Source organism: Ensifer sp. ENS09 (assembly GCF_014852425.1).
Classification (GTDB): Bacteria; Pseudomonadota; Alphaproteobacteria; order Rhizobiales; family Rhizobiaceae; genus Ensifer.
Genome location: NZ_JACVBP010000001.1, coordinates 173,224 through 191,140, shown reverse-complemented (window position 1 = coordinate 191,140; position 17,917 = coordinate 173,224). Strand labels below are relative to the sequence as shown.

Sequence of the window (17,917 nt, the reverse complement as noted above, 5' to 3'; positions counted from 1 at the left end):
CGCGAAATCTCGAATGCTCAGCCCTTGGCGGGGCCGACCTCTCCGGAAGATCCTTCCTGCGACTCAGCAGCCTCGCTCTTGAGCGCGTCCGCTGCCCGCTGCCTTTCGACGAGTCGCGCCGTATAGATCGAAATTTCGTAGAGAAGGATGGCTGGCAGCGCAAGGCCGATCTGGGAAATCGGATCGGGCGGCGTGAGCACGGCCGCGACAACGAAGGCGATCACGATCGCGTATTTGCGCTTCTCGGCAAGACCCTGCGAGCTCACGAAGCCGACGCGGGCAAGAAGCGTGGTGATGACCGGGAGCTGGAAGACAAGGCCGAAGGCGAAGACCAGCGACATGATCAGGCTCAGATACTCCGAGACCTTCGGCAGGAGCTGAATGGCCACCTGCCCTTCGCCACCGCCCTGCTCCATGGCCAAGAAGAACCACATCACCATCGGGGTGAAGAAGAAATAGACAAGCGCGCCGCCAAGCAGAAACAGGAGCGGTGACGCGACCAGGAATGGCAGAAACGCTGCGCGCTCGTTCTTATAGAGCCCAGGTGCCACGAACTTGTAGATCTGTGCAGCGATTACCGGAAAGGCGATGACCAGCGCACCGAACATCGCCACCTTAATCTGGGTGAAGAAGAACTCCTGCGGCGCCGTGTAGATGAGCTCGACATTGCGATGGTTGAGGCCCGCCCAGCTCACGGCCCATTTGAACGGCAGCACCAGCAGGTTGAACAGGCCCTTGGCGAAGTAGAAGCAGACGAGGAACGCAGCGAAGAACGCGCCGATGGCCCACATCAGGCGCCTGCGCAATTCGATCAGATGCTCGATCAGCGGCTGCGGCCGGTCCTCGATATCGCCGCTCATGCTTCACCTTTCTTGCGCGCGCTGGTGCGCGGCTTTGACGTCTTGGCAGCAGGCTCTGCCACTGTCGGCGTCACTTTTTTCTTTTCAGCGGCCGGCTTCGCGGGCGCTTTGGCAGAAGACTTCGCCGCGGCCGTGTCCGCCTTGGGCGTGGGTGCTGCGGCCTTGGGCGCTGTCGTTGCCGACTTGGGCGCGGCCTTCGTTACGGCCGGGGCCGGATCGGCTTTCGCCTTGGCCGCACGTTTCGGCTTTTCTGCCGGCGCGGCGGCGACCTCTGCGCGCTCGATCTGGCGATTGGCCGAACCGATTGCCGCGGCGGCAACCGCATCTGCAGGCTTGGTTTCGACCGCGGCCGGCGCAACGGGCGGTTCGACGGCGGTCACCGTATCGACGCTGCTCGGTGTCGCAGGCTGGTCGGGTGTGGCCGCCTTCTGCAGGTCCGCCTTGATATCGTTGCCCATCTGGCGCAGCGGATTGATTGCATCGCGCAACGCATTGGCCGGATTGAGACTTTGCGCGTCGCTGATGGTCTTTCGAACCTCGTCAAGGTCCGCTTCGCGCAGCGCTTCATCGAACTGCTGACGGAATTCCGATGCCATGCCGCGCATCTTCGAGGTCATACGGCCGAAAGCCCGCAACATTGGCGGAAGGTCTTTCGGCCCGACAACCACGATCAGAACGATTGCGATAACGACGAGCTCGGTCCAGCCGATATCAAGCATGCGATATGTCCTGCAAACCCTTGATGCCGCCAGCCCGGTATGGACACCGGACAGGCTTCACCGACACCAGACTGTTAGCGAACTTCGTCAGACTTGTGGTCAACGGTCTTGCCGTCGAGCGTCTTGTCGGTAGCAGCCGCCTCATCGTCGGACATGCCCTTCTTGAAACTCTTGATGCCCTTAGCAACGTCACCCATCAGTTCGGGGATCTTACCGCGACCGAACAAGAGCAGCACCACGACCAGAACGATCAGCCAGTGCCAAATGCTTAACGAACCCATGCTCTTACTCCTCTGAGCCTTCCCCGATTTAGGCTCTATCACATGTCAATTTTCAGGCGTGCCTCAAGCACGCGTCTCGTTGTGACAGACCCTAAGATGCCGAACTGCTTTTTTCAAACAGTAATATATCCCGCTCGTTAACTGAAAGCATTACATCACGCAATCCATGCGGCAATCGGTCCGCCCTGATGCGCGCCCGGACCACCTCCTCACAACGCGGCACGGCAAGCTCCAGAAGCTCGACCACGCCGATGAAGCGACGGGAGAGAATGCGGGCGGGAATGTCGCCATCCTCTTCGCCGACGCGCACTCCAGACAGCCTGACGGCCACCGAGAGGCGCTTGCCTTCCGGATGGGCGCCGGCTGCAACGCTTCCGACCGGCGTTTCGACGCGGCCGCCACGAACCTGGGCATCGAAGACGTTGAGCTCCGAGAAGAAGCCGGCGGCAAAAAGGTCCCTCGGCTCACGGTAGAGTTCGTCGGCCGTCCCGACCTGAACGAGGCGCCCGTCCTTCAGGAGCGCGATGCGATCCGCCATGCGCATCGCCTCTTCAGCGTCATGCGTGACGACGATCGCCGTAGCCCGGGTCTCCCTGAGGATCGCGAGGGTGTCGGCACGGATGGAATCCTTGAGGCGCGAGTCGAGGCCGGAAAAGGGTTCGTCCATCAACAGCACCGCCGGACGCGGCGCGAGCGCGCGGGCAAGCGCCACGCGCTGCTGCTCGCCGCCGGACAGCACGTGCGGATACTGATCGGCATAGTGCGACAGGCCTACACGCTCGAGGGCCGCATCCGCCTGGATCAGGCCTTCCTTCTTGGGGATCGCCGTCAGACCGAAACGGACATTGTCGCGGATCGTCATGTGCGGAAAAAGCGCAAAGTCCTGAAACATCAGCCCGACGCCACGCTTTTCCGGGGGCAGGAAAACAGAGGGACCGGAAATTTCCTGGCCGTTGAGCATCAGACGCCCGGCGCTCTGCCGCTCGATGCCCGCGGCGATGCGCAGCAGGGTCGTCTTGCCGGATCCCGAAGGCCCGAGCAGGCACAGGACCTCGCCGGCCTTTGCTGCCAGGCTGACGCCCTTGATCGTTTCCTTGGCGTGATAGCTGTGATGGATATCTTCGAAGGTCAGGCTCGCCGCGAAGGAGACACCCGCTGTCCGTCGCGTGGTCATGACGGGAGCGTCCTGCGGATCTGAAACCATGCTCTTGCATTCCTTGACACCAGTGGCGCAGGGCCAGCAGAGCCCGACACCATGGAAAGCCGATATCTATAATCAGGTTTTTCTAATCGGCTTCTTCGCCCTTCGGTGTCAAGAGCCCCAGCTCCTCCAGGTCGAGCTGGGTGATCGGATCCTCGTTCTCGGCAAGTTCGTCATCGCCGGTCGGAACGGGGATGTTGAGGTTCGAAGGCACGCGGCCGGAGAGCAGCCCGGCGCCCTTCAATTCCTCGATGCCCGGCAGGTCGCGCAGTTCCTCAAGCCCGAAGTGATCGAGGAAGTCGCGCGTCGTGCCGAAGGTCACCGGACGCCCCGGTGTGCGCCGGCGCCCGCGGAACCGGACCCAGCCCGCCTCCATCAACACGTCGAGCGTACCCTTCGAGGTCTGCACGCCGCGGATATCCTCGATCTCGGCGCGGGTCACCGGCTGATGGTAGGCGATGATCGACAGAACCTCGAGGGCGGCTCGTGAAAGCTTGCGGACCTCCTGTTCGTCGGTCTGAACGACGAAGGAGAGGTCGGCGGCCGTGCGGAAGGCCCAATGGTCGGCCACCTGAACGAGGTTGACGCCGCGCGTCGCATAAAGGGCCTTCAGCCGCAGCATGATCGCGCGCACATCGGCGCCCCCCGGAAGCCGGCTCTCGATATAGGCCTCGGACACCGGCTGCGCCGAAGCGAACACCAGGGCTTCGGCGATACGCTCGGCTTCCTGCTCAAGCCGTGGATCGAAGGATGCCGCTTCGATCTCGTCCTCCTCGTCGGGAACGCCAGGCAGGTACTTCTGGGCTTCAGCCACGGGCTGCCTCCATTTCGGCAAGGGTCTCCGCATCGATCGGATTTGGTCCGCGTCGAAGATAGATCGGCGCGAAGGCTTCTTCCTGGCGAATTTCGAGGCGGCCCTCGCGAACCATTTCGAGCGACGCGGCAAAGGAGCTGGCGATTGCCGTTGCCCTCTCCTTCGGCGTCGTCATGTAGCGCACCAGAAAATGATCTAGCGCCGTCCAGTCGTCGAGACCGCCGATCATACGGGCCAGGATCAGCCGCGCATCGGACAGCGACCAGACGTGGCGCTTTTCGATCGTCACCTGGGTTATCGCCTGTCGCTGGCGCAGGCCCGCATAGGCGCTCAGCAGATCGTAGAGCGAAGCGTCGAAACCGGATTTCCTCTCGGTGACGATATGCTCCGGTGCGCCTCGGACGAAAACGTCCCGGCCGAGCCGGTTTCGGTTGATGAGCCGCGTCGCCGCCTCGCGCATCGCTTCCAGCCGCTTCAGCCGGAAGGCCAGCGCCGAGGCCATCTCCTCGCCGGTAGGACCATCATCCTTCGCCTGCTGCGGGATCAGCAGCCGCGACTTCAGATAGGCGAGCCACGCCGCCATGACGAGGTAATCGGCCGCAAGCTCGATGCGGATGCTGCGCGCGCGTTCGATAAAGGCGATGTACTGTTCGGCGAGCGCCAGGACGGAAATGCGAGAAAGGTCGACGCGTTGGCTTCGGGCGAGATGCAGCAGCAGGTCGAGCGGACCTTCGAAGCCGGCGATATCGACCACCAGCGCTTCCTCATGCAGTCCGCGCTCGGCAGTCTCGTCCTGCCACAGCGGGTCCATCGGCGCCTTCGACGCAGGCTTGCCTTGTCTTTCGCCCGCATTGCTCACTGGCAGCCCGCCCCTTTCCTTCAGTCTCTGTTTGCCTTCAGTCTTCGTTTGCCTCAGACCGTTGCAAACAGGGCGTTGAACTCCGCCCGCAAATCGACTTCGCTCGCATCGTCGGGCGCCCGGAACGCGGCTTCTGCGGCCCTCGCCCGGCGCAAGCTCTCACCGGCCAGAACCGGCACGACATCCGCGACGGCCTTCATTTCCTCCATTATGCCATGACAATGCAAGACGAGATCAAGTCCCGCGGCAATGATGTTGCGCGCGCGGGTGGTCATGTCGCCGGCAAGCGCGTTCATCGACACGTCATCCGACATCAGCAGGCCGTTGAAGCCGATATGGCCACGAATGATCTCGCGCACGACCTTCGCGGAGGTGGTGGCCGGATTGTCCGGATCGATCGTTGTGAACACCATGTGCGCCGACATCGCCATTACCTCGTCCTTCATCGCAACGAAGGGCAGGAAGTCGCTCGCGGCAAGCTCATCGAAGGTGGCGCTGACGACGGGCAGATTGTGGTGTGAATCGACGAAGGTGCGGCCGTGGCCCGGCATGTGCTTCATCACCGGCAGCATGCCGCCGGCCTTCAGCCCCTCGCCCATCGCACGGCCGATGGCCGTGACGGTCTCCGGATCGTGCCCGTAGGCGCGGTTGCCGATGACGTCATGGCTGCCGGGCACCGGCACGTCGAGCACCGGCAGGCAATCGACGGTGATGCCGAAGCGCATCAGGTCAAAGGCATGCAGACGCCCCATCAGCCAGGCGGCCCGCAGACCGCGCTCCGCGTCGCGGCGATAGATCTCGCCGATCGCCGCGCCATTCGGATATTGCTGAACGAGCGGTGGGCGGATGCGCTGAACGCGCCCACCTTCCTGGTCGATGAGCACGGGCGCATTGGGATTGCCGATGCTGTCGCGAAGGGCTGCCACCAGATCCGAGATCTGCTGCGCCTCGCCAATGTTGCGCCCGAACAGGATGAAGCCCCAGGGGCGTTCTGCCGCGAAGAAATCGCGCTCGTCGCTCGTGAGGGAAAGGCCCTTGCAGCCGGAGATAAATGCTTTTGATTCGCTCATCCCAAAAGCATAGAGCGCGGGCTGCCCGGCGCGAAGTCACAAAGACAGGGCACCCCCACTCATTTCACAAGGTCATGGGGCAATCGAAAGCCCGAAAACGCGAAAGGCGCGGCCTCCTCGGCCGCGCCTTTCGTTAACTCGATCACTATGCCCGTTTACTTGGTAACCAGGCAGCTTCCGCCGGCGCCCTTGTACTTGGAGCAAAGGGCATTGGCCTCGTCCTTAGAACCGGCCGGGATACGGACGCGGTAGTAGGTCCCCTTGCCGGCGATTTCCGCCTTTCGGATGTCGACGCCGCGGCCGCCAATGACGCTTCCGAACTTGTTCGACAGGCTGTTGTAGGACTTCTGCGCCTCGGCTTCGGACGGCAGAGATGCGACCTGGATGAAATAACCACCGGCCGGAACCGATGCGGTGGCAACCTGCTGTGCCGGCTGCGTCTCAGCCGGGAGAGCGGCCTGCTCTTGCGCCGGGCGGGCGTTTTCCACCGGCTGTGCGGCCGGGCGAGTCTGCGGCGTCGGAGCCTTTTCGCCACCGGCGGAAGCCGTCGTCGTAACGCTGCGCACCGGAACCTGCTCGATGTTGACGTTGCCCGTTGCGGCGAGCGCGACCTGGTCGGTGCTGGCCGAAGCCTGACCTGCAGCCGCGACGTCGTTCGAAGGCGTTGCGGGCAGCGGCTGGGTCGTGCCGGCGACATCGGTCGCCGGTGCTGCAACCGGCTCTTCGCGAGCGACCAGCGTTCCATCCGGCTTGACGATCATCGTGCGCACCTTCCTCGGTGCGACGGCCGGCGTCTTGTCTTCTTCCTGGGCCGCGGTCTCGCTATTGCCACCGTCCGGCAGCAGGCGATCGCCGTCCTCTTCGTTCGGCAGAGCCGTCTGAAGGGTTTCGGCCTCGTCGCTGCCTTCGAGCGGCAGGGTCTCCGGCGTCAGCGTCCTTTGGACGACATCCATCGGCTCCTCGGTCGAAGAGACCAGAGCTTCCTGCTGCGGCGCGCCAGCCTGAGCACCGGCAACGCGGTCATAAACCGCCTTGTCCTGGTTCGGCACGGTCTTGCCGCCCTTCTCCTCGGGCACGACCTTGACCGGGGCCTTGTCCGCCAGAATGATTTTCGGGCCTTCGGCCGAGTTGACCGCACCGCTACCGCCCATCCAGGCGTAAACAGCAGCGCCACCAAGGATGATGACGCCGGCAACGCTTGCCGCCAGCAACATCGTGCGCTGCGAGCGACGGCCGGTGCCATATTCGCGGTATTCGCCGGCATCCTGCTGGCCCTGCGCGGCGGAAAGCCGTTCGGCATCGCGGGCGACGGCAGGGCGTTCGACGATCGAGCGGCGGAAGTCTTCTTCCATCGCCTTTTCAAATTCGTCGAAATCGTCAAGCGAGCCCTGACCCAAGGCCGGAGCAGCGGCAACAGCCGGCGCCGGACGGGCCGGTTCTACCTTTTCGACGGCAGCCGGACGGGTTTCCTTGACCGGAGCGGGCGTTCCGAAGAGCTGGGCCATTTCCGCATCGATATCGAGATCGTAGTCGGCCGGATAGGCGACCGGCTTCTCCGTCTCGATGACCGGCAGCTGCGGCACGTCCATGTCAGCGATCGGCGCGACGCCGTTCTCGGCTTCCGAAATCATCGACGGATCGAAGGGCAGCGTGCTCTCGGGTTGTGCTTCCTGGCGCTCGACCGGCGCAGGGGCGACGTAAGGTTCGACGAACCGCTCCGGCTCGCGTTGCGGAACGGCGGCCTGCACGACCGGCTGCACCGGTGCTTGCGGTACGACGGCGGCAACGACCGGCTCATCGACAACAACATCAGCAAAGTCGAGCTTCAGCGCCTCGTCGGAGAGCTCCATTTCGAAGTTCTCGATGTCGAAGCTCGGCTCGTGCTCCGGCTGCGCAACTGGCTTGGTCGCCTCGACCACGGGTTCCGCGACCTGAACTGGGGCAGCAGCGACGGCAGCAACCGGCGCAGCAACAGCGGCGACAGGTGCTGCGACCGACGATACCAACGGGCCGGCAAAGGCACGCTGCTGGCTGGCACCCGAGGCGGATGCAACCGGCGTCGCCCGGCTGAAGGTGGGCGTAAAGGGATAAGGGCTCTTCTTTATCGGAGCGGCAGTGGCAGCCGCTGGCGTGACCACCGGTGCCACGACAGGCTGCGTTTCCGAATGAAGGGCGGGATGCGATTGGACCGCGGCGGCAACCATCGCGGCAACCGGCGGAACCGGGAACCGTTCGATGTCGGCCAAGAGATCGTCGCGAGCGACATCCTGCTCGACGACTGGTTGAGCTGCAATCAGGTCTTCCTGATAGGAAGGCTCAATCTGATAGGAAGGCTCAATTTCGCGCTCTTGCTCCACCACATCGAAGCGCGGCTGTTCAAAGGCCGAAAACGCCTCTGCAACCGGAGCCGGCTCGGCCCAGGCCGAAGCGGCTTCGACGGCCGGCGGCTGCCAAGCATCGACGATCTGGTCAAGTGCATCGCTTTCCTGCGGCTCGACGTGAGGAGCAACCTCGGCAACATCGGCAACATCGTCCGACAGCAGATCGGCTTCGCCAAGCGACAATTCGAGTTCGCGTTCAAGATCGAACGACGGCTCATCGACGTAGGCCTCAGTGTTGCCGGCTTCGGCAACCTGCGGCGCGACGGAGAAGGCATGAACCTCGGCATAGTCCTCGTCAGCGACGGGGGCTGGCGCCGCCTCGACGCGTTCGGGCTGGAGGAACATCGGCTCTTCAAGCTCGGCAACGGGCTCCCCCACCGGCTCTTCGTGTACGACGACGTGTTCTGCTACCGGATCGAACCGAGGTCCTTCTTGTTCGGCTACAGCCTCGAAGCGGGGCTCTTCGATCGGAGCCGGCTGGACTGCAGCCGGCTGCGGCACGGATCGCGGCGCGTCGTAGCTGTCGAACGCGCGAAGCAGTTCGTCTTCGAGATCGAAGGCGGGGTCTTGACGCACCGCCTCCTGGTGTCGCTGCAGTTCCTGCAACTGCTGGACGGCCGGCCGGGCATCGTAACCGACGATCCGGGCGAGTTCGGCCAACGGATCATCGTCTGCCAATACATCGAATTCAGCCGGCCCGCTTCGTGCGAATTGTTTGTCTGCCATGCTCTCCACTCACAATTGCCTGTATCGCTGTGCCAGTGCATTGTGGGAAAATGGTGACAATACTTATCGCATTTCCTCCGGTGCGGAGGTGCCTGTAATAGACAGGCCGGATTTCAATACCGAAGCGACAGCATGCACCAGCCCGAGTCTGGCAGTACTTAATTCTCTATTTTTATCGTTAACAAAACGTAATTCTGGATTCTCTTTACCTTTGTTCCAATGACCGTGGAAGGCGGCGGCAAGATCATACAGGTAAAACGCGATGCGATGCGGCTCCTGAGCCTGTGCCGCAGCCTCGATAACTCGCGGATATTCTGCGAGCTTGGCAACGAGCTGCAGCTCCGCCGGATCCGAGATCTGACCCAGAACGGCACTGGCGAGATCGACCGATTCGAGGTTCAGGTCCGGGAATGCTTCCGCAGCCTGGCGGAAGACCGAGCGGCAGCGCGCGTGCGCATACTGCACGTAGAAGACCGGGTTATCCTTCGACTGTTCTGTTACTTTAGCAAAGTCGAAGTCGAGCGGTTCCGAGTTCTTCCGATAGATCATCATGAAGCGCACCGGATCGCGACCGACTTCATCGACGACATCGCGCAGCGTGACGAAGTCGCCGGAGCGCTTCGACATCTTCACCGGCTCGCCGTCGCGGAAGAGCTTGACCAGCTGGCACAACAGAACCGTAAGCTTCGACGAACCGCCGGAGACGGCGCGCGCCAGCGCTTCCAGGCGCTTGACGTAGCCGCCATGGTCGGCCCCGAGCACATAGATCATCTCGTCGAAGCCACGGTCGAACTTGTCCTTGAAGTAGGCAACGTCGGCGGCGAAGTAGGTATAGCTGCCGTCCGACTTGATCAGCGGCCGGTCGATATCGTCACCAACCTCGGTCGAGCGGAACAACGTCTGCTCGCGATCTTCCCAGTCTTCCGGCAATTGCCCCTTCGGCGGCGGCAGCGTGCCCTTGTAGACGTGACCCTTGAAGGTCAGGTCGTTGATCGCGGTGCGGATGGCGGCAGCGCCGTTCGCGTGCAGCGTGCGCTCGGAGAAGAAGACGTCGTGATTGACGTTCAGCGCCGCGAGATCCTCGCGGATCATTGCCATCATCGCGTCGATCGTCCGGTCCTTGACGAGCGGCATCCACTTGTCTTCGGGCATCAGCCGAAGGCTGGTGCCGTATTCGTCGGCGAGCGCCTCACCGACCGGCACGAGATAATCGCCCGGATAAAGGCCCGGCGGGATCTCGCCGATCTCTTCGCCCAGCGCCTGGCGATAGCGCAGGAATGCCGACCGTGCGAGAACGTCGATCTGCGACCCCGCATCGTTGATGTAGTATTCCTTCGTGACCTCATAGCCGGAGAAGGCCAGAAGGTTGGCCAGCGCGTCGCCGACAACGGCGCCACGGCAATGGCCAACATGCATCGGGCCGGTCGGATTGGCCGATACGTATTCGACGTTGACCTTGCGGCCACCACCGACTGCGCTGCGGCCGTAGTCGACGCCCGCACGCGCCATGTCCGACAGCAGCTTCTGCCAGTAGGAAACCGAAAGGCGGACGTTGATGAAGCCCGGACCGGCAACGGAAACGTCGGTGACTTCCGGGTCCTGCTTGAGCTTCTCGACGATGAGTTCGGCAAGCGCGCGCGGGTTCATGCCGAGCGGCTTTGCCAGCACCATCGCAGCATTGGTCGCAACATCACCATGACTCGGATCGCGCGGCGGCTCGACGTTGACACGGCCGAAGTCAAGCTCGGATCGCTTTTCTCGAACGCTTTCAAGCGTTTCGAGAATGTCCTTAATTCTTGATTCGAAGTCCGTGAAGAGATTCATCTGATCCGTCCGCTTTTCCCGGCCACGAGTGACCGGCGCAAAACTCAAAAAGGAGGCTCGGTTCGGCCGAACCGTAAGCCTCCGGGCGGGGCGTCCCTAGCGCAAATCGGGCGTATGGTCAAACAAGCGCTTGTGCACGCTGATCGCAAATGTGTCAGTCATGCCGGCGAGGTAGTCTCCGACGTGCCGCGCCCGCGCCGGCTCCGCCATGCCGGCAATCTGGTCGATCCAATAGTGCTCCCGCATCAGCTGCGGGTCGTCCATGAAGGCATGGTAGAGATCGCAGACGATCGAGGCGGCATTTTCCCGTACACGCATGACTTCCGGGTGCCGATAGATCCGGGTCATCAGCAGGCGCTTGATCTGCTTGTCCGTCTCGCCCATCTCCTCGGAGAAGGTCGCCATCACGGTGCCGGCCTGGCGCACATCGGCGGCGCTCTGCGGGCGTATCTCGCCGATGCGCTGTTGCGCAATGCCGATCACGTCCTCGACCATCGCCGTGATCTGCCGGCGCATGATCTCATGCGTGAAGCGGCTGCTTTCCAGACCGGGATAACGGTCGTGAACCTCGCGCATCAGGCGCGCGAGAAACGGCACGTCCTCGAGCATTTCAAAGGTGAGATAGCCGGCCCGCAAGCCGTCGTCGATGTCATGGGTGTTGTAGGCGATATCGTCGGCGATGGCCGCGACCTGCGCCTCGAGGCTCGCAAAGCTCGCCAGTTCCAGATCATGCAGCGCGCAATAATCAAGGATCGGTTGCGGTACCGGCCCACGGGCGCCCTCACCGTTTGCATTCAGCAACGGCCCATTGTGCTTGACGAGGCCTTCCAGGCTTTCCCATGTCAGGTTCAGCCCATCGAACTCGGCGTAGCGCCGCTCGAGCTTGGTGACGATGCGCAGCGACTGGGCATTGTGATCGAAGCCGCCATAGGGCTTCAGCATGTCGTGAAGGGCATCCTCGCCCGTATGGCCAAAGGGCGTGTGGCCGAAATCGTGCACGAGAGCGACGCCTTCGGCCAGATCTTCGTCGAGCTTGAGCGCGCGCGCCAGGGCCCGGGCGATCTGCGCCACCTCGATCGTGTGCGTCAGGCGGGTGCGGTAGTGATCGCCGTCGGCGGCAATGAAGACCTGCGTCTTGTGCTTCAGGCGGCGAAACGCCGTGGTGTGCACGATGCGGTCGCGGTCGCGCTGAAAATCGGAGCGCGTCGCGCTCGTCGCTTCGGGAAAGAGCCTGCCGCGTGTCATCCAGGGATTCGACGCGAACGGCGCATGTTCACCATAACCGAAGCCGAGCGCATTTTTGTCGAATGTCATCTTCCACCTAATTCGTCGTCCCATTGACGGGGCATTCAAGCCTTCATACCTATAGTGAAAGCTACGGAAACGCGTGATGCAAGATCGACCGATTCCGCAAGCGGAAGCAACGGCTTGGCCGCCGGTCTTGAATAAAGCCCCGAAACCGGCCAGATCGCGTGCTTGAATATAGGGCAATTCTCTCCGGTTCTTGACCCCGGCAGGAGGCAGATATGACGCATGAAACCGTGACCCTCTCGGATGCTGCAGCGAAGCGGATCGCCACGATCCTGCGTTCCGACAGCCACAACAACGCCATGAGGGTGTCCGTCGAGGGCGGCGGCTGCTCGGGCTTTTCCTACAAGTTCGACCTGGTCGACAGCAGCAATGACGACGACCTGGTCCTGGAAAAGCACGAGGCCAAGGTGCTGATCGACAGCCTGTCGCTTGTCTATATGGGCGGCTCGGAAATTGACTTCGTCGACAACCTGCTCGGCCAGTCGTTTCAGATCAAGAATCCGAATGCGGTTGCAAGCTGCGGATGCGGAACGAGTTTCTCCATCTGACGCCAGCGCCCCACGCCTTCTAGCCGGCTCCGCTTGAACCACGAACGGGGCCGTTTGCGTCAGAGATAGGGCGATCCCAGCCAGAGAATGCGGTTCGCCAATCGATCCGCGAACGACTTCTTGCGCAGCCTTTCGAGCGTGACTGGTTCGGCTGAGGCGAGAATGTCGGAGATCGTGCCATTGATTGCCTCGGCGAACCCGTGGTCTAGAACCTCAAGGTCGAACTCGAAATTAAGCCGCAAGGAGCGTGGGTCGAGATTGGTGGACCCGACATAGGCCCAGCGGTCGTCCACGGTCAAAAGCTTGGAGTGGTTGAAAGCGCCCTTCGCCCGCCACACACGACAATGGCCCTTCAGCACCTGATCGAACTGCGCAGTCATCGCCCTGTCGACCAGCAGCAGATTGTTGACCGCGGGAACGATGACATCCACCTCGACGCCGCGGCGCGCGGCCGTGACGAGCGCGCTGATGAGCTCGCGGTCCGGCAGGAAATAGGGCGACATTACCCGGATGTTCTTCTGCGCGACCGAAAACGCCCCCATGAGCATCTTGTGATTGGTCTCGTTGGTGGCGTCCGGCCCGGATGGCACGGCGCGCATCAACACCGACGGCGCATCCGCCTGCAGTGGCGCCTCTTCGATCGCCCAGGCGGGGCCCGCCAGAACCTCGCCGCTTGAGAATTGCCAATCTTCGGCCGAGACCTGGAAGATATCGGCGACCACCGGCCCGAGCATGCGGAAATGCGTGTCCTGCGCCGGCGACTGACCGGCGATCTCACTGGTGAAGCCCACCCGGATGTTCATGCCGCCGGCAAAGGCAACCTGACCGTCGACCACGAGGATCTTGCGGTGCGTGCGCAGGTTGGCATAGGGCAGCCGTAGCCCCATGATGATGTTGCCGTTGAACACCGCCGTCGGAACGCCTGCCGCCTCCAGGTAACCGACAATGCTCGGCACAGAGTAACGCGCGCCAACGGCGTCGATCAGCACCCGCACCTCGACGCCGCGCGCCACGGCCGCGATCAGGGCGTCGGCAAAGCGCAGGCCGATGACGTCGCGATCGAATATATAGCTTTCGAGCAGGATCGAGCGCCGCGCGCCAGCGATCGCGTCTAACATCGCGGCATAGGCGGCATCGCCGCCGGCGAGCACCGATATGCGATTGCCCGTGCACATGCGATGGCGCGAAACGCGGTCGCCAAGGATCTTCATCGCCGCAAACCGGTCGCCGAACCGCACCTTTATGTCAGCGCCCGACACGTCGAAGCGGCCGAACTGATCTGGCCCCTGCCCGCGCAACAGCGCGCGCTGCGAGCCGATCGAGGAGCGCCTGATGCGGTTTATGCCGCCAACGGCGTAGATCAGTGCGCCAACGATCGGCGAAAGCAGGACGACACCGACCCAGCCGGCCGCGGCGCGCACGTCGTCCTTCGTCATCGCGGCATGAATGGCCGCGGGGATGCCAAGCGCGAAGGACAGGAGCGCCAGGATATGCGGCCAATAATTCTGCACGAGATCGATCATGGGCGGGACTATAGCCGGCCATCGGGCGGAATCAATTCGGCGCCTGAAGCGTATACCGTATCGACCGCCGCTGCTCTGATAAGAAGCGCCGGCGCGCTTCGCATGCGCTGTTGAAAACCCGCAGGTAGCGGATTTGTCAAAAGAATCCGGAGCGGCTAGAAATGAGCCCGCCAAGGACTTAACCGACATGGAAGGGCGTTTCGAGCCATGAAGATTGCCACCTGGAACATCAATGGCGTCAAGGCGCGAATCGACAGCCTGTTGGCCTGGCTGAAGGAAAGCGGGCCGGATATCGTTTGCCTGCAGGAAATCAAATCGGTGGACGACGGCTTTCCGCGCCTCGAGATCGAAGCGCTCGGCTACCATGTCGAAACACACGGCCAGAAGGGATTCAATGGCGTCGCGCTGCTTTCCAAGCTGCGGCCGGACGAGGTCAATCGCGGCCTGCCTGGGGACGATACGGACGAACAGTCACGGTTCATCGAAGGTGTCTTCTCGGTCGAAGGCGGCGTGATTCGCGTCTGCTCGCTCTACCTTCCGAACGGAAATCCCGTCGACAGCGAGAAGTACCCCTACAAGCTCGCCTGGATGCGCCGGCTCGAGGGCTATGCGAAGCAGCGCCTGTTGCTCGAAGAACCCTTCATCCTTGCCGGCGACTACAACGTCATCCCTGAGGAACACGACTGCTGGGACATCAGGGTCTGGCAGAACGACGCCCTCTTCCTGCCGGAAACGCGCGCGGCATTTCGCCGGCTGCGCAATCTCGGCTTCACCGACGCGGTGCGCGCGACGTCGGACGTTGTGCCGCTCTATACGTTCTGGGATTATCAGGCCGGCTGCTGGCCGAAGAATTTCGGCATCCGCATCGACCATCTGATGCTGTCGCCGGAGGCAACCGACCGCCTGGTGTCGACATCCATCGACAAACATGTCCGCGCCTGGGAGAAGCCCTCGGACCACGTGCCCGTGATCGGAACGTTTTCGTTCGCGCCCGCTTCAGCCTAAGGCGCGTTGTTCCAGATCTTACTATGTGGAGAAATGATCCCTGGGCCGGGCCGGTTTGGGGATCGTCCGACGAAACAATCAGTCGTCGTCGCCCTGCATATGCAGGTTCTGCGACAGTGCGATGGCCGTGCGCCGGTCGTCTTCGCTGGCAAGCGAAAAGGCCTGCTCCTGCATCGACTGCATCCAGGGCCTATCCTTCGGCGAACACTGATCGAGCGCCGCAGTCATGAACGCAAGACCACGAACGGTCTGGCCTTCCTGGAAAATCACGTTGCCAAAGACACCCATGGCGCCGGCGTGACCGCTCTTGCGCGCACGGTTGAGCCACTTCTTGGCCTGCTGAACGTTCACGCTACCGCCCTCGCCCGACAAGAGCATGCGTGCGAGCTGGAACTGCGCCTCGGCGACGCCGAAGGTCGATGCCGCCTGGAAATAGAGCTGGCGCGCCTGGGACATGTCGGACTTGATCGGGCTGTCGGGAATACCACGGCGATAATAGCCGGCAAGGGAGATCAACGCGTTGACGAAGTAGCCGGTGTCTTCCGAGCCCGGCTCTACGCCCTGCTGGGCGATTTCGCTGTAGATCTTGAAGGCTTCGAGGTCGTTCTCGGCGACACCGTCGCCATAGGCGTACATGTTGGCGAGAGCCCAGCGGGAGCCGGTGTGGCCCTTCTCGGCCGCGTATTTGTAAGCTTCTACGGCCTCGTCCTTGCGGCCATTCTTGTAGGCGGAAAACCCGAACTTGAAGAGGGCGAAAGGACCCGATTCCTTGGTGACGCCCGCACCGGGATCAAAAGCGTAGGCCGGCATGGCGAGGGTCCCACAGACCGCCAGCGACACACCGAGTATCGCAACCTTTAGTGACTTTAGTTCACCCGCAAGCATCACAGTCTAATTCTTCCGTTCCAGCCGGCCACGCCGAACCCATCACCGCTGCAAACACACAAGCCCGGACGACCCGCCGCCGCGAACTTCACCAACTTCGCCGACAAAGCCGACGCAACCTTTCCACAATGAAACTTAGACATAGTTCCCGAAGCCGTCATTTTAATGGACCACTTGCACTGGCGTGCCAGAGGGCACATCTGTCATGACGGTCGTCGATCCAAGTTTCATTTCACCCCAAACGCTGCAGGTATCACACTCACATTGCAGGCTTGTTCCTATATCGCTGCTCCCTGTTTGTGGCGGGAAATGGACATAGCCGGAACGAGTCTGATCCTAGCAAACTCTAGCATTAAAAGTGTTGCTGAATCGTCACATTGCGGGACAGTGCGGACGCGTGGTTAAGAGGCTCCACACATAAGAAAGGCCCGGTAAAACCGGGCCTTGCAGGATCAGATGACGAAGGATCAGAACTTCACTTTGATCGATGTCGAAATGGCACCGACAAAGTCGTCGTCGAAATCGTAGGAAACGTCGTCACCAATGACGTCGTCGCCATACTTGACCGCGCCGGAACTGCCGCCGGTCATGATGCCGACCGCACCGGCAAGACGGAACTCAAGATTTTCGGTCGGCGTGTAGGAAACACCGGTTCCCAGCGTCCAGGTGTCGGTCTGCGTCCCATAACCGTGGCTGGTGCCGCGGTCCCAGGTCAGACTGACGGCGCCGCTCCATTGATCATTGAACTTGTGGCCGACACCGCCGGTGATGGTCCAGCCGTCACGGTAGAGAAGATCAAGGCTCGTGCATGGCGTAGTACGGGAGACCGTGGCGGGGCAGAATTTCAGGACCTGAAGCTGGCTCCAGTCCGTCCACTTCACCGAGCCAAATGCCGCCCAACCGGGTGCAAAGCCGCTCTGCAGCTTGAGTTCCAGCGAGTCCGGCATCGAAGCCGCACCGTTTACGTCGTATTTCGTACCGGTCACAAGGCCCACGCCCGGTACAACGAAGCCCAGCTGGCGAAGGTCGATGAAGCCCGAGAGGTTATCCAGATCGACAGCACTGTTGTACACGAGGCTCGCTCGCAAGGCATACTCGGGGATTTCGTAGGCAGCACCTGCGCGCCAGCCCCAGCCATGCCCTCCAAGCTCGAGCCTGCCAATGCCGGTAAAGGCACCAGCGAGCGGCGTGCCTGTATAATCCTGAACCAGCCGTTCCTTGAAGCCGTTGACTTCCTGATAGAAGACGCCGCCGATCACACGGAACTGGCCTGGCCCCATGTCCCATTTGTAGGAGCAGGTCGCGGCATAGTTGTCGCTCTCTACCTTCGTTTCGATATTGCTGTTGGCACCGGCCCAGTTCTGCCCCGGATTGGTGTGGGCACCCCAGGGCTGGGAGTAGTCAGCCATACAGTCGACGCTGTCACCAAAGGCCGCCTTAACGCCGACGCGCGGAACCCAGTAGCTCTCGGTGTCGTCAGCAGTATTCGGTCTGTTGTTGAGATTGCCGCCACCAAAAGTCCCGGTAAGAATGTTGGTGTTCCCGGTATCGGTATCACGGACGTTCTTCAATTCGCGCTGCGGATTGACATAGGTCGCCGACGCTTCCCCCGCATAATCCGACGGATCGAACAGCAGATCGATGTTGTAACCGCCGCGTTCAAGGCCGCCCGCGTGCGCGGCGGAGGCAAACAGCAAACCCGCTGCTACCGACAGAACACCCCGCTTAAAATTCATGTGAGCCATCCAGCTCCTCCCCCTGCACTGCAAACTGCGACATTCCACCTCATGTCGTGTGGGCCGAAGTATTCTCACGATCCCGTGAAATCGCAAATGCGAGATCTAGCAGGTAGCACGCCCGATCGGTCACAGAATTTACGTAAGATTCTCATGATTTAGCCACAATGGCGC

The 17,917-nt window shown here is 62.0% G+C and carries 16 protein-coding genes; 3 read left to right on the top strand and 13 right to left on the bottom strand.

Features of this window, described 5'->3' with window-relative positions:
- Positions 1 to 17: 17 nt before the first annotated feature.
- The 8 genes from tatC to IB267_RS00965 form a co-directional block, all read right to left on the bottom strand.
- A complete protein-coding gene (gene tatC, locus IB267_RS01000; RefSeq protein WP_034796629.1) occupies positions 18 to 860 on the bottom strand; it encodes a twin-arginine translocase subunit TatC in 843 nt (280 codons plus the stop codon).
- Complete coding sequence (gene tatB / locus IB267_RS00995) at positions 857 to 1,579, bottom strand: Sec-independent protein translocase protein TatB (RefSeq protein ID WP_192446060.1); 723 nt, start codon at positions 1,577 to 1,579, stop codon at positions 857 to 859. The genes tatC and tatB overlap by 4 nt, the downstream gene beginning before the upstream one ends.
- 74 nt (positions 1,580 to 1,653) lie before the next feature.
- Entirely contained in the window at positions 1,654 to 1,860 is a 207-nt protein-coding gene (locus IB267_RS00990) for a twin-arginine translocase TatA/TatE family subunit (protein WP_192446059.1), read from the bottom strand.
- A 91-nt stretch (positions 1,861 to 1,951) separates the two neighbouring features.
- Positions 1,952 to 3,064: an ABC transporter ATP-binding protein gene (locus IB267_RS00985; protein WP_192446058.1), complete on the bottom strand. Its 1,113-nt coding sequence runs from the start codon at positions 3,062 to 3,064 to the stop codon at positions 1,952 to 1,954.
- Positions 3,065 to 3,146: 82 nt separating this feature from the next.
- On the bottom strand, positions 3,147 to 3,875 hold the full coding sequence (gene scpB / locus IB267_RS00980; protein WP_192446057.1) for an SMC-Scp complex subunit ScpB: 729 nt from the start codon (positions 3,873 to 3,875) through the stop codon (positions 3,147 to 3,149).
- Positions 3,868 to 4,734, bottom strand: coding sequence for a ScpA family protein (locus tag IB267_RS00975; RefSeq protein ID WP_371742481.1), 867 nt, complete (start codon positions 4,732 to 4,734; stop codon positions 3,868 to 3,870). The genes scpB and IB267_RS00975 overlap by 8 nt, the downstream gene beginning before the upstream one ends.
- A gap of 53 nt (positions 4,735 to 4,787) precedes the next feature.
- Positions 4,788 to 5,804 (bottom strand): beta-N-acetylhexosaminidase, encoded by a 1,017-nt coding sequence (gene nagZ / locus IB267_RS00970; RefSeq protein ID WP_192446056.1) that lies wholly within the window; start codon positions 5,802 to 5,804, stop codon positions 4,788 to 4,790.
- A gap of 155 nt (positions 5,805 to 5,959) precedes the next feature.
- Positions 5,960 to 7,951 (bottom strand): SPOR domain-containing protein, encoded by a 1,992-nt coding sequence (locus tag IB267_RS00965; RefSeq protein ID WP_371742480.1) that lies wholly within the window; start codon positions 7,949 to 7,951, stop codon positions 5,960 to 5,962.
- A 30-nt stretch (positions 7,952 to 7,981) separates the two neighbouring features.
- On the opposite strand from IB267_RS00965, the gene IB267_RS33175 reads away from it, so the two are divergent.
- Positions 7,982 to 8,968 carry a hypothetical protein gene (locus IB267_RS33175; protein ID WP_246810525.1) on the top strand — a complete coding sequence of 329 codons (987 nt, stop codon included), beginning with the start codon at positions 7,982 to 7,984 and terminating at the stop codon, positions 8,966 to 8,968.
- Positions 8,969 to 8,974: 6 nt separating this feature from the next.
- Here IB267_RS33175 and argS read toward each other — a convergent pair whose 3' ends face one another.
- Together argS and IB267_RS00955 are read right to left on the bottom strand one after the other, a co-directional pair.
- On the bottom strand, positions 8,975 to 10,735 hold the full coding sequence (gene argS / locus IB267_RS00960) for an arginine--tRNA ligase (protein WP_192446054.1): 1,761 nt from the start codon (positions 10,733 to 10,735) through the stop codon (positions 8,975 to 8,977).
- A gap of 96 nt (positions 10,736 to 10,831) precedes the next feature.
- Positions 10,832 to 12,049 (bottom strand): deoxyguanosinetriphosphate triphosphohydrolase, encoded by a 1,218-nt coding sequence (locus IB267_RS00955; protein ID WP_192446053.1) that lies wholly within the window; start codon positions 12,047 to 12,049, stop codon positions 10,832 to 10,834.
- A 212-nt stretch (positions 12,050 to 12,261) separates the two neighbouring features.
- On the opposite strand from IB267_RS00955, the gene erpA reads away from it, so the two are divergent.
- On the top strand, positions 12,262 to 12,594 hold the full coding sequence (erpA, locus tag IB267_RS00950) for an iron-sulfur cluster insertion protein ErpA (RefSeq protein WP_043611569.1): 333 nt from the start codon (positions 12,262 to 12,264) through the stop codon (positions 12,592 to 12,594).
- Positions 12,595 to 12,653: 59 nt separating this feature from the next.
- Here the strand turns inward: erpA and IB267_RS00945 are convergent, their stop codons facing one another.
- The gene (locus IB267_RS00945) at positions 12,654 to 14,117 is read right to left on the bottom strand and encodes a phosphatidylserine/phosphatidylglycerophosphate/cardiolipin synthase family protein (RefSeq protein WP_192446052.1); all 1,464 of its coding nucleotides are present in this window, start codon (positions 14,115 to 14,117) and stop codon (positions 12,654 to 12,656) included.
- A gap of 207 nt (positions 14,118 to 14,324) precedes the next feature.
- On the opposite strand from IB267_RS00945, the gene xth reads away from it, so the two are divergent.
- Positions 14,325 to 15,122: an exodeoxyribonuclease III gene (xth, locus tag IB267_RS00940; protein WP_192446051.1), complete on the top strand. Its 798-nt coding sequence runs from the start codon at positions 14,325 to 14,327 to the stop codon at positions 15,120 to 15,122.
- A gap of 78 nt (positions 15,123 to 15,200) precedes the next feature.
- On the opposite strand, the gene exoR is transcribed toward xth, so the two are convergent.
- A complete protein-coding gene (gene exoR / locus IB267_RS00935; RefSeq protein ID WP_043611562.1) occupies positions 15,201 to 16,007 on the bottom strand; it encodes an exopolysaccharide production regulator ExoR in 807 nt (268 codons plus the stop codon).
- A 467-nt stretch (positions 16,008 to 16,474) separates the two neighbouring features.
- A complete protein-coding gene (locus IB267_RS00930; RefSeq protein ID WP_192446050.1) occupies positions 16,475 to 17,752 on the bottom strand; it encodes an outer membrane protein transport protein in 1,278 nt (425 codons plus the stop codon).
- Between the last annotated feature and the right edge of the window lie 165 nt (positions 17,753 to 17,917).

Excerpts from the sequence above, each read along its gene's own strand:
- tatC (WP_034796629.1), bottom strand. The coding sequence starts at position 860 with ATGAGCGGCGATATCGAGGACCGGCCGCAGCCGCTGATCGAGCATCTG.
- tatB (WP_192446060.1), bottom strand. The coding sequence starts at position 1,579 with ATGCTTGATATCGGCTGGACCGAGCTCGTCGTTATCGCAATCGTTCTG.
- IB267_RS00990 (WP_192446059.1), bottom strand. The coding sequence starts at position 1,860 with ATGGGTTCGTTAAGCATTTGGCACTGGCTGATCGTTCTGGTCGTGGTG.
- IB267_RS00985 (WP_192446058.1), bottom strand. The coding sequence starts at position 3,064 with ATGGTTTCAGATCCGCAGGACGCTCCCGTCATGACCACGCGACGGACA.
- nagZ (WP_192446056.1), bottom strand. The coding sequence starts at position 5,804 with ATGAGCGAATCAAAAGCATTTATCTCCGGCTGCAAGGGCCTTTCCCTC.
- IB267_RS33175 (WP_246810525.1), top strand. The coding sequence starts at position 7,982 with ATGCGATTGGACCGCGGCGGCAACCATCGCGGCAACCGGCGGAACCGG.
- argS (WP_192446054.1), bottom strand. The coding sequence starts at position 10,735 with ATGAATCTCTTCACGGACTTCGAATCAAGAATTAAGGACATTCTCGAA.
- IB267_RS00955 (WP_192446053.1), bottom strand. The coding sequence starts at position 12,049 with ATGACATTCGACAAAAATGCGCTCGGCTTCGGTTATGGTGAACATGCG.
- erpA (WP_043611569.1), top strand. The coding sequence starts at position 12,262 with ATGACGCATGAAACCGTGACCCTCTCGGATGCTGCAGCGAAGCGGATC.
- IB267_RS00945 (WP_192446052.1), bottom strand. The coding sequence starts at position 14,117 with ATGATCGATCTCGTGCAGAATTATTGGCCGCATATCCTGGCGCTCCTG.
- xth (WP_192446051.1), top strand. The coding sequence starts at position 14,325 with ATGAAGATTGCCACCTGGAACATCAATGGCGTCAAGGCGCGAATCGAC.
- exoR (WP_043611562.1), bottom strand. The coding sequence starts at position 16,007 with ATGCTTGCGGGTGAACTAAAGTCACTAAAGGTTGCGATACTCGGTGTG.
- IB267_RS00930 (WP_192446050.1), bottom strand. The coding sequence starts at position 17,752 with ATGGCTCACATGAATTTTAAGCGGGGTGTTCTGTCGGTAGCAGCGGGT.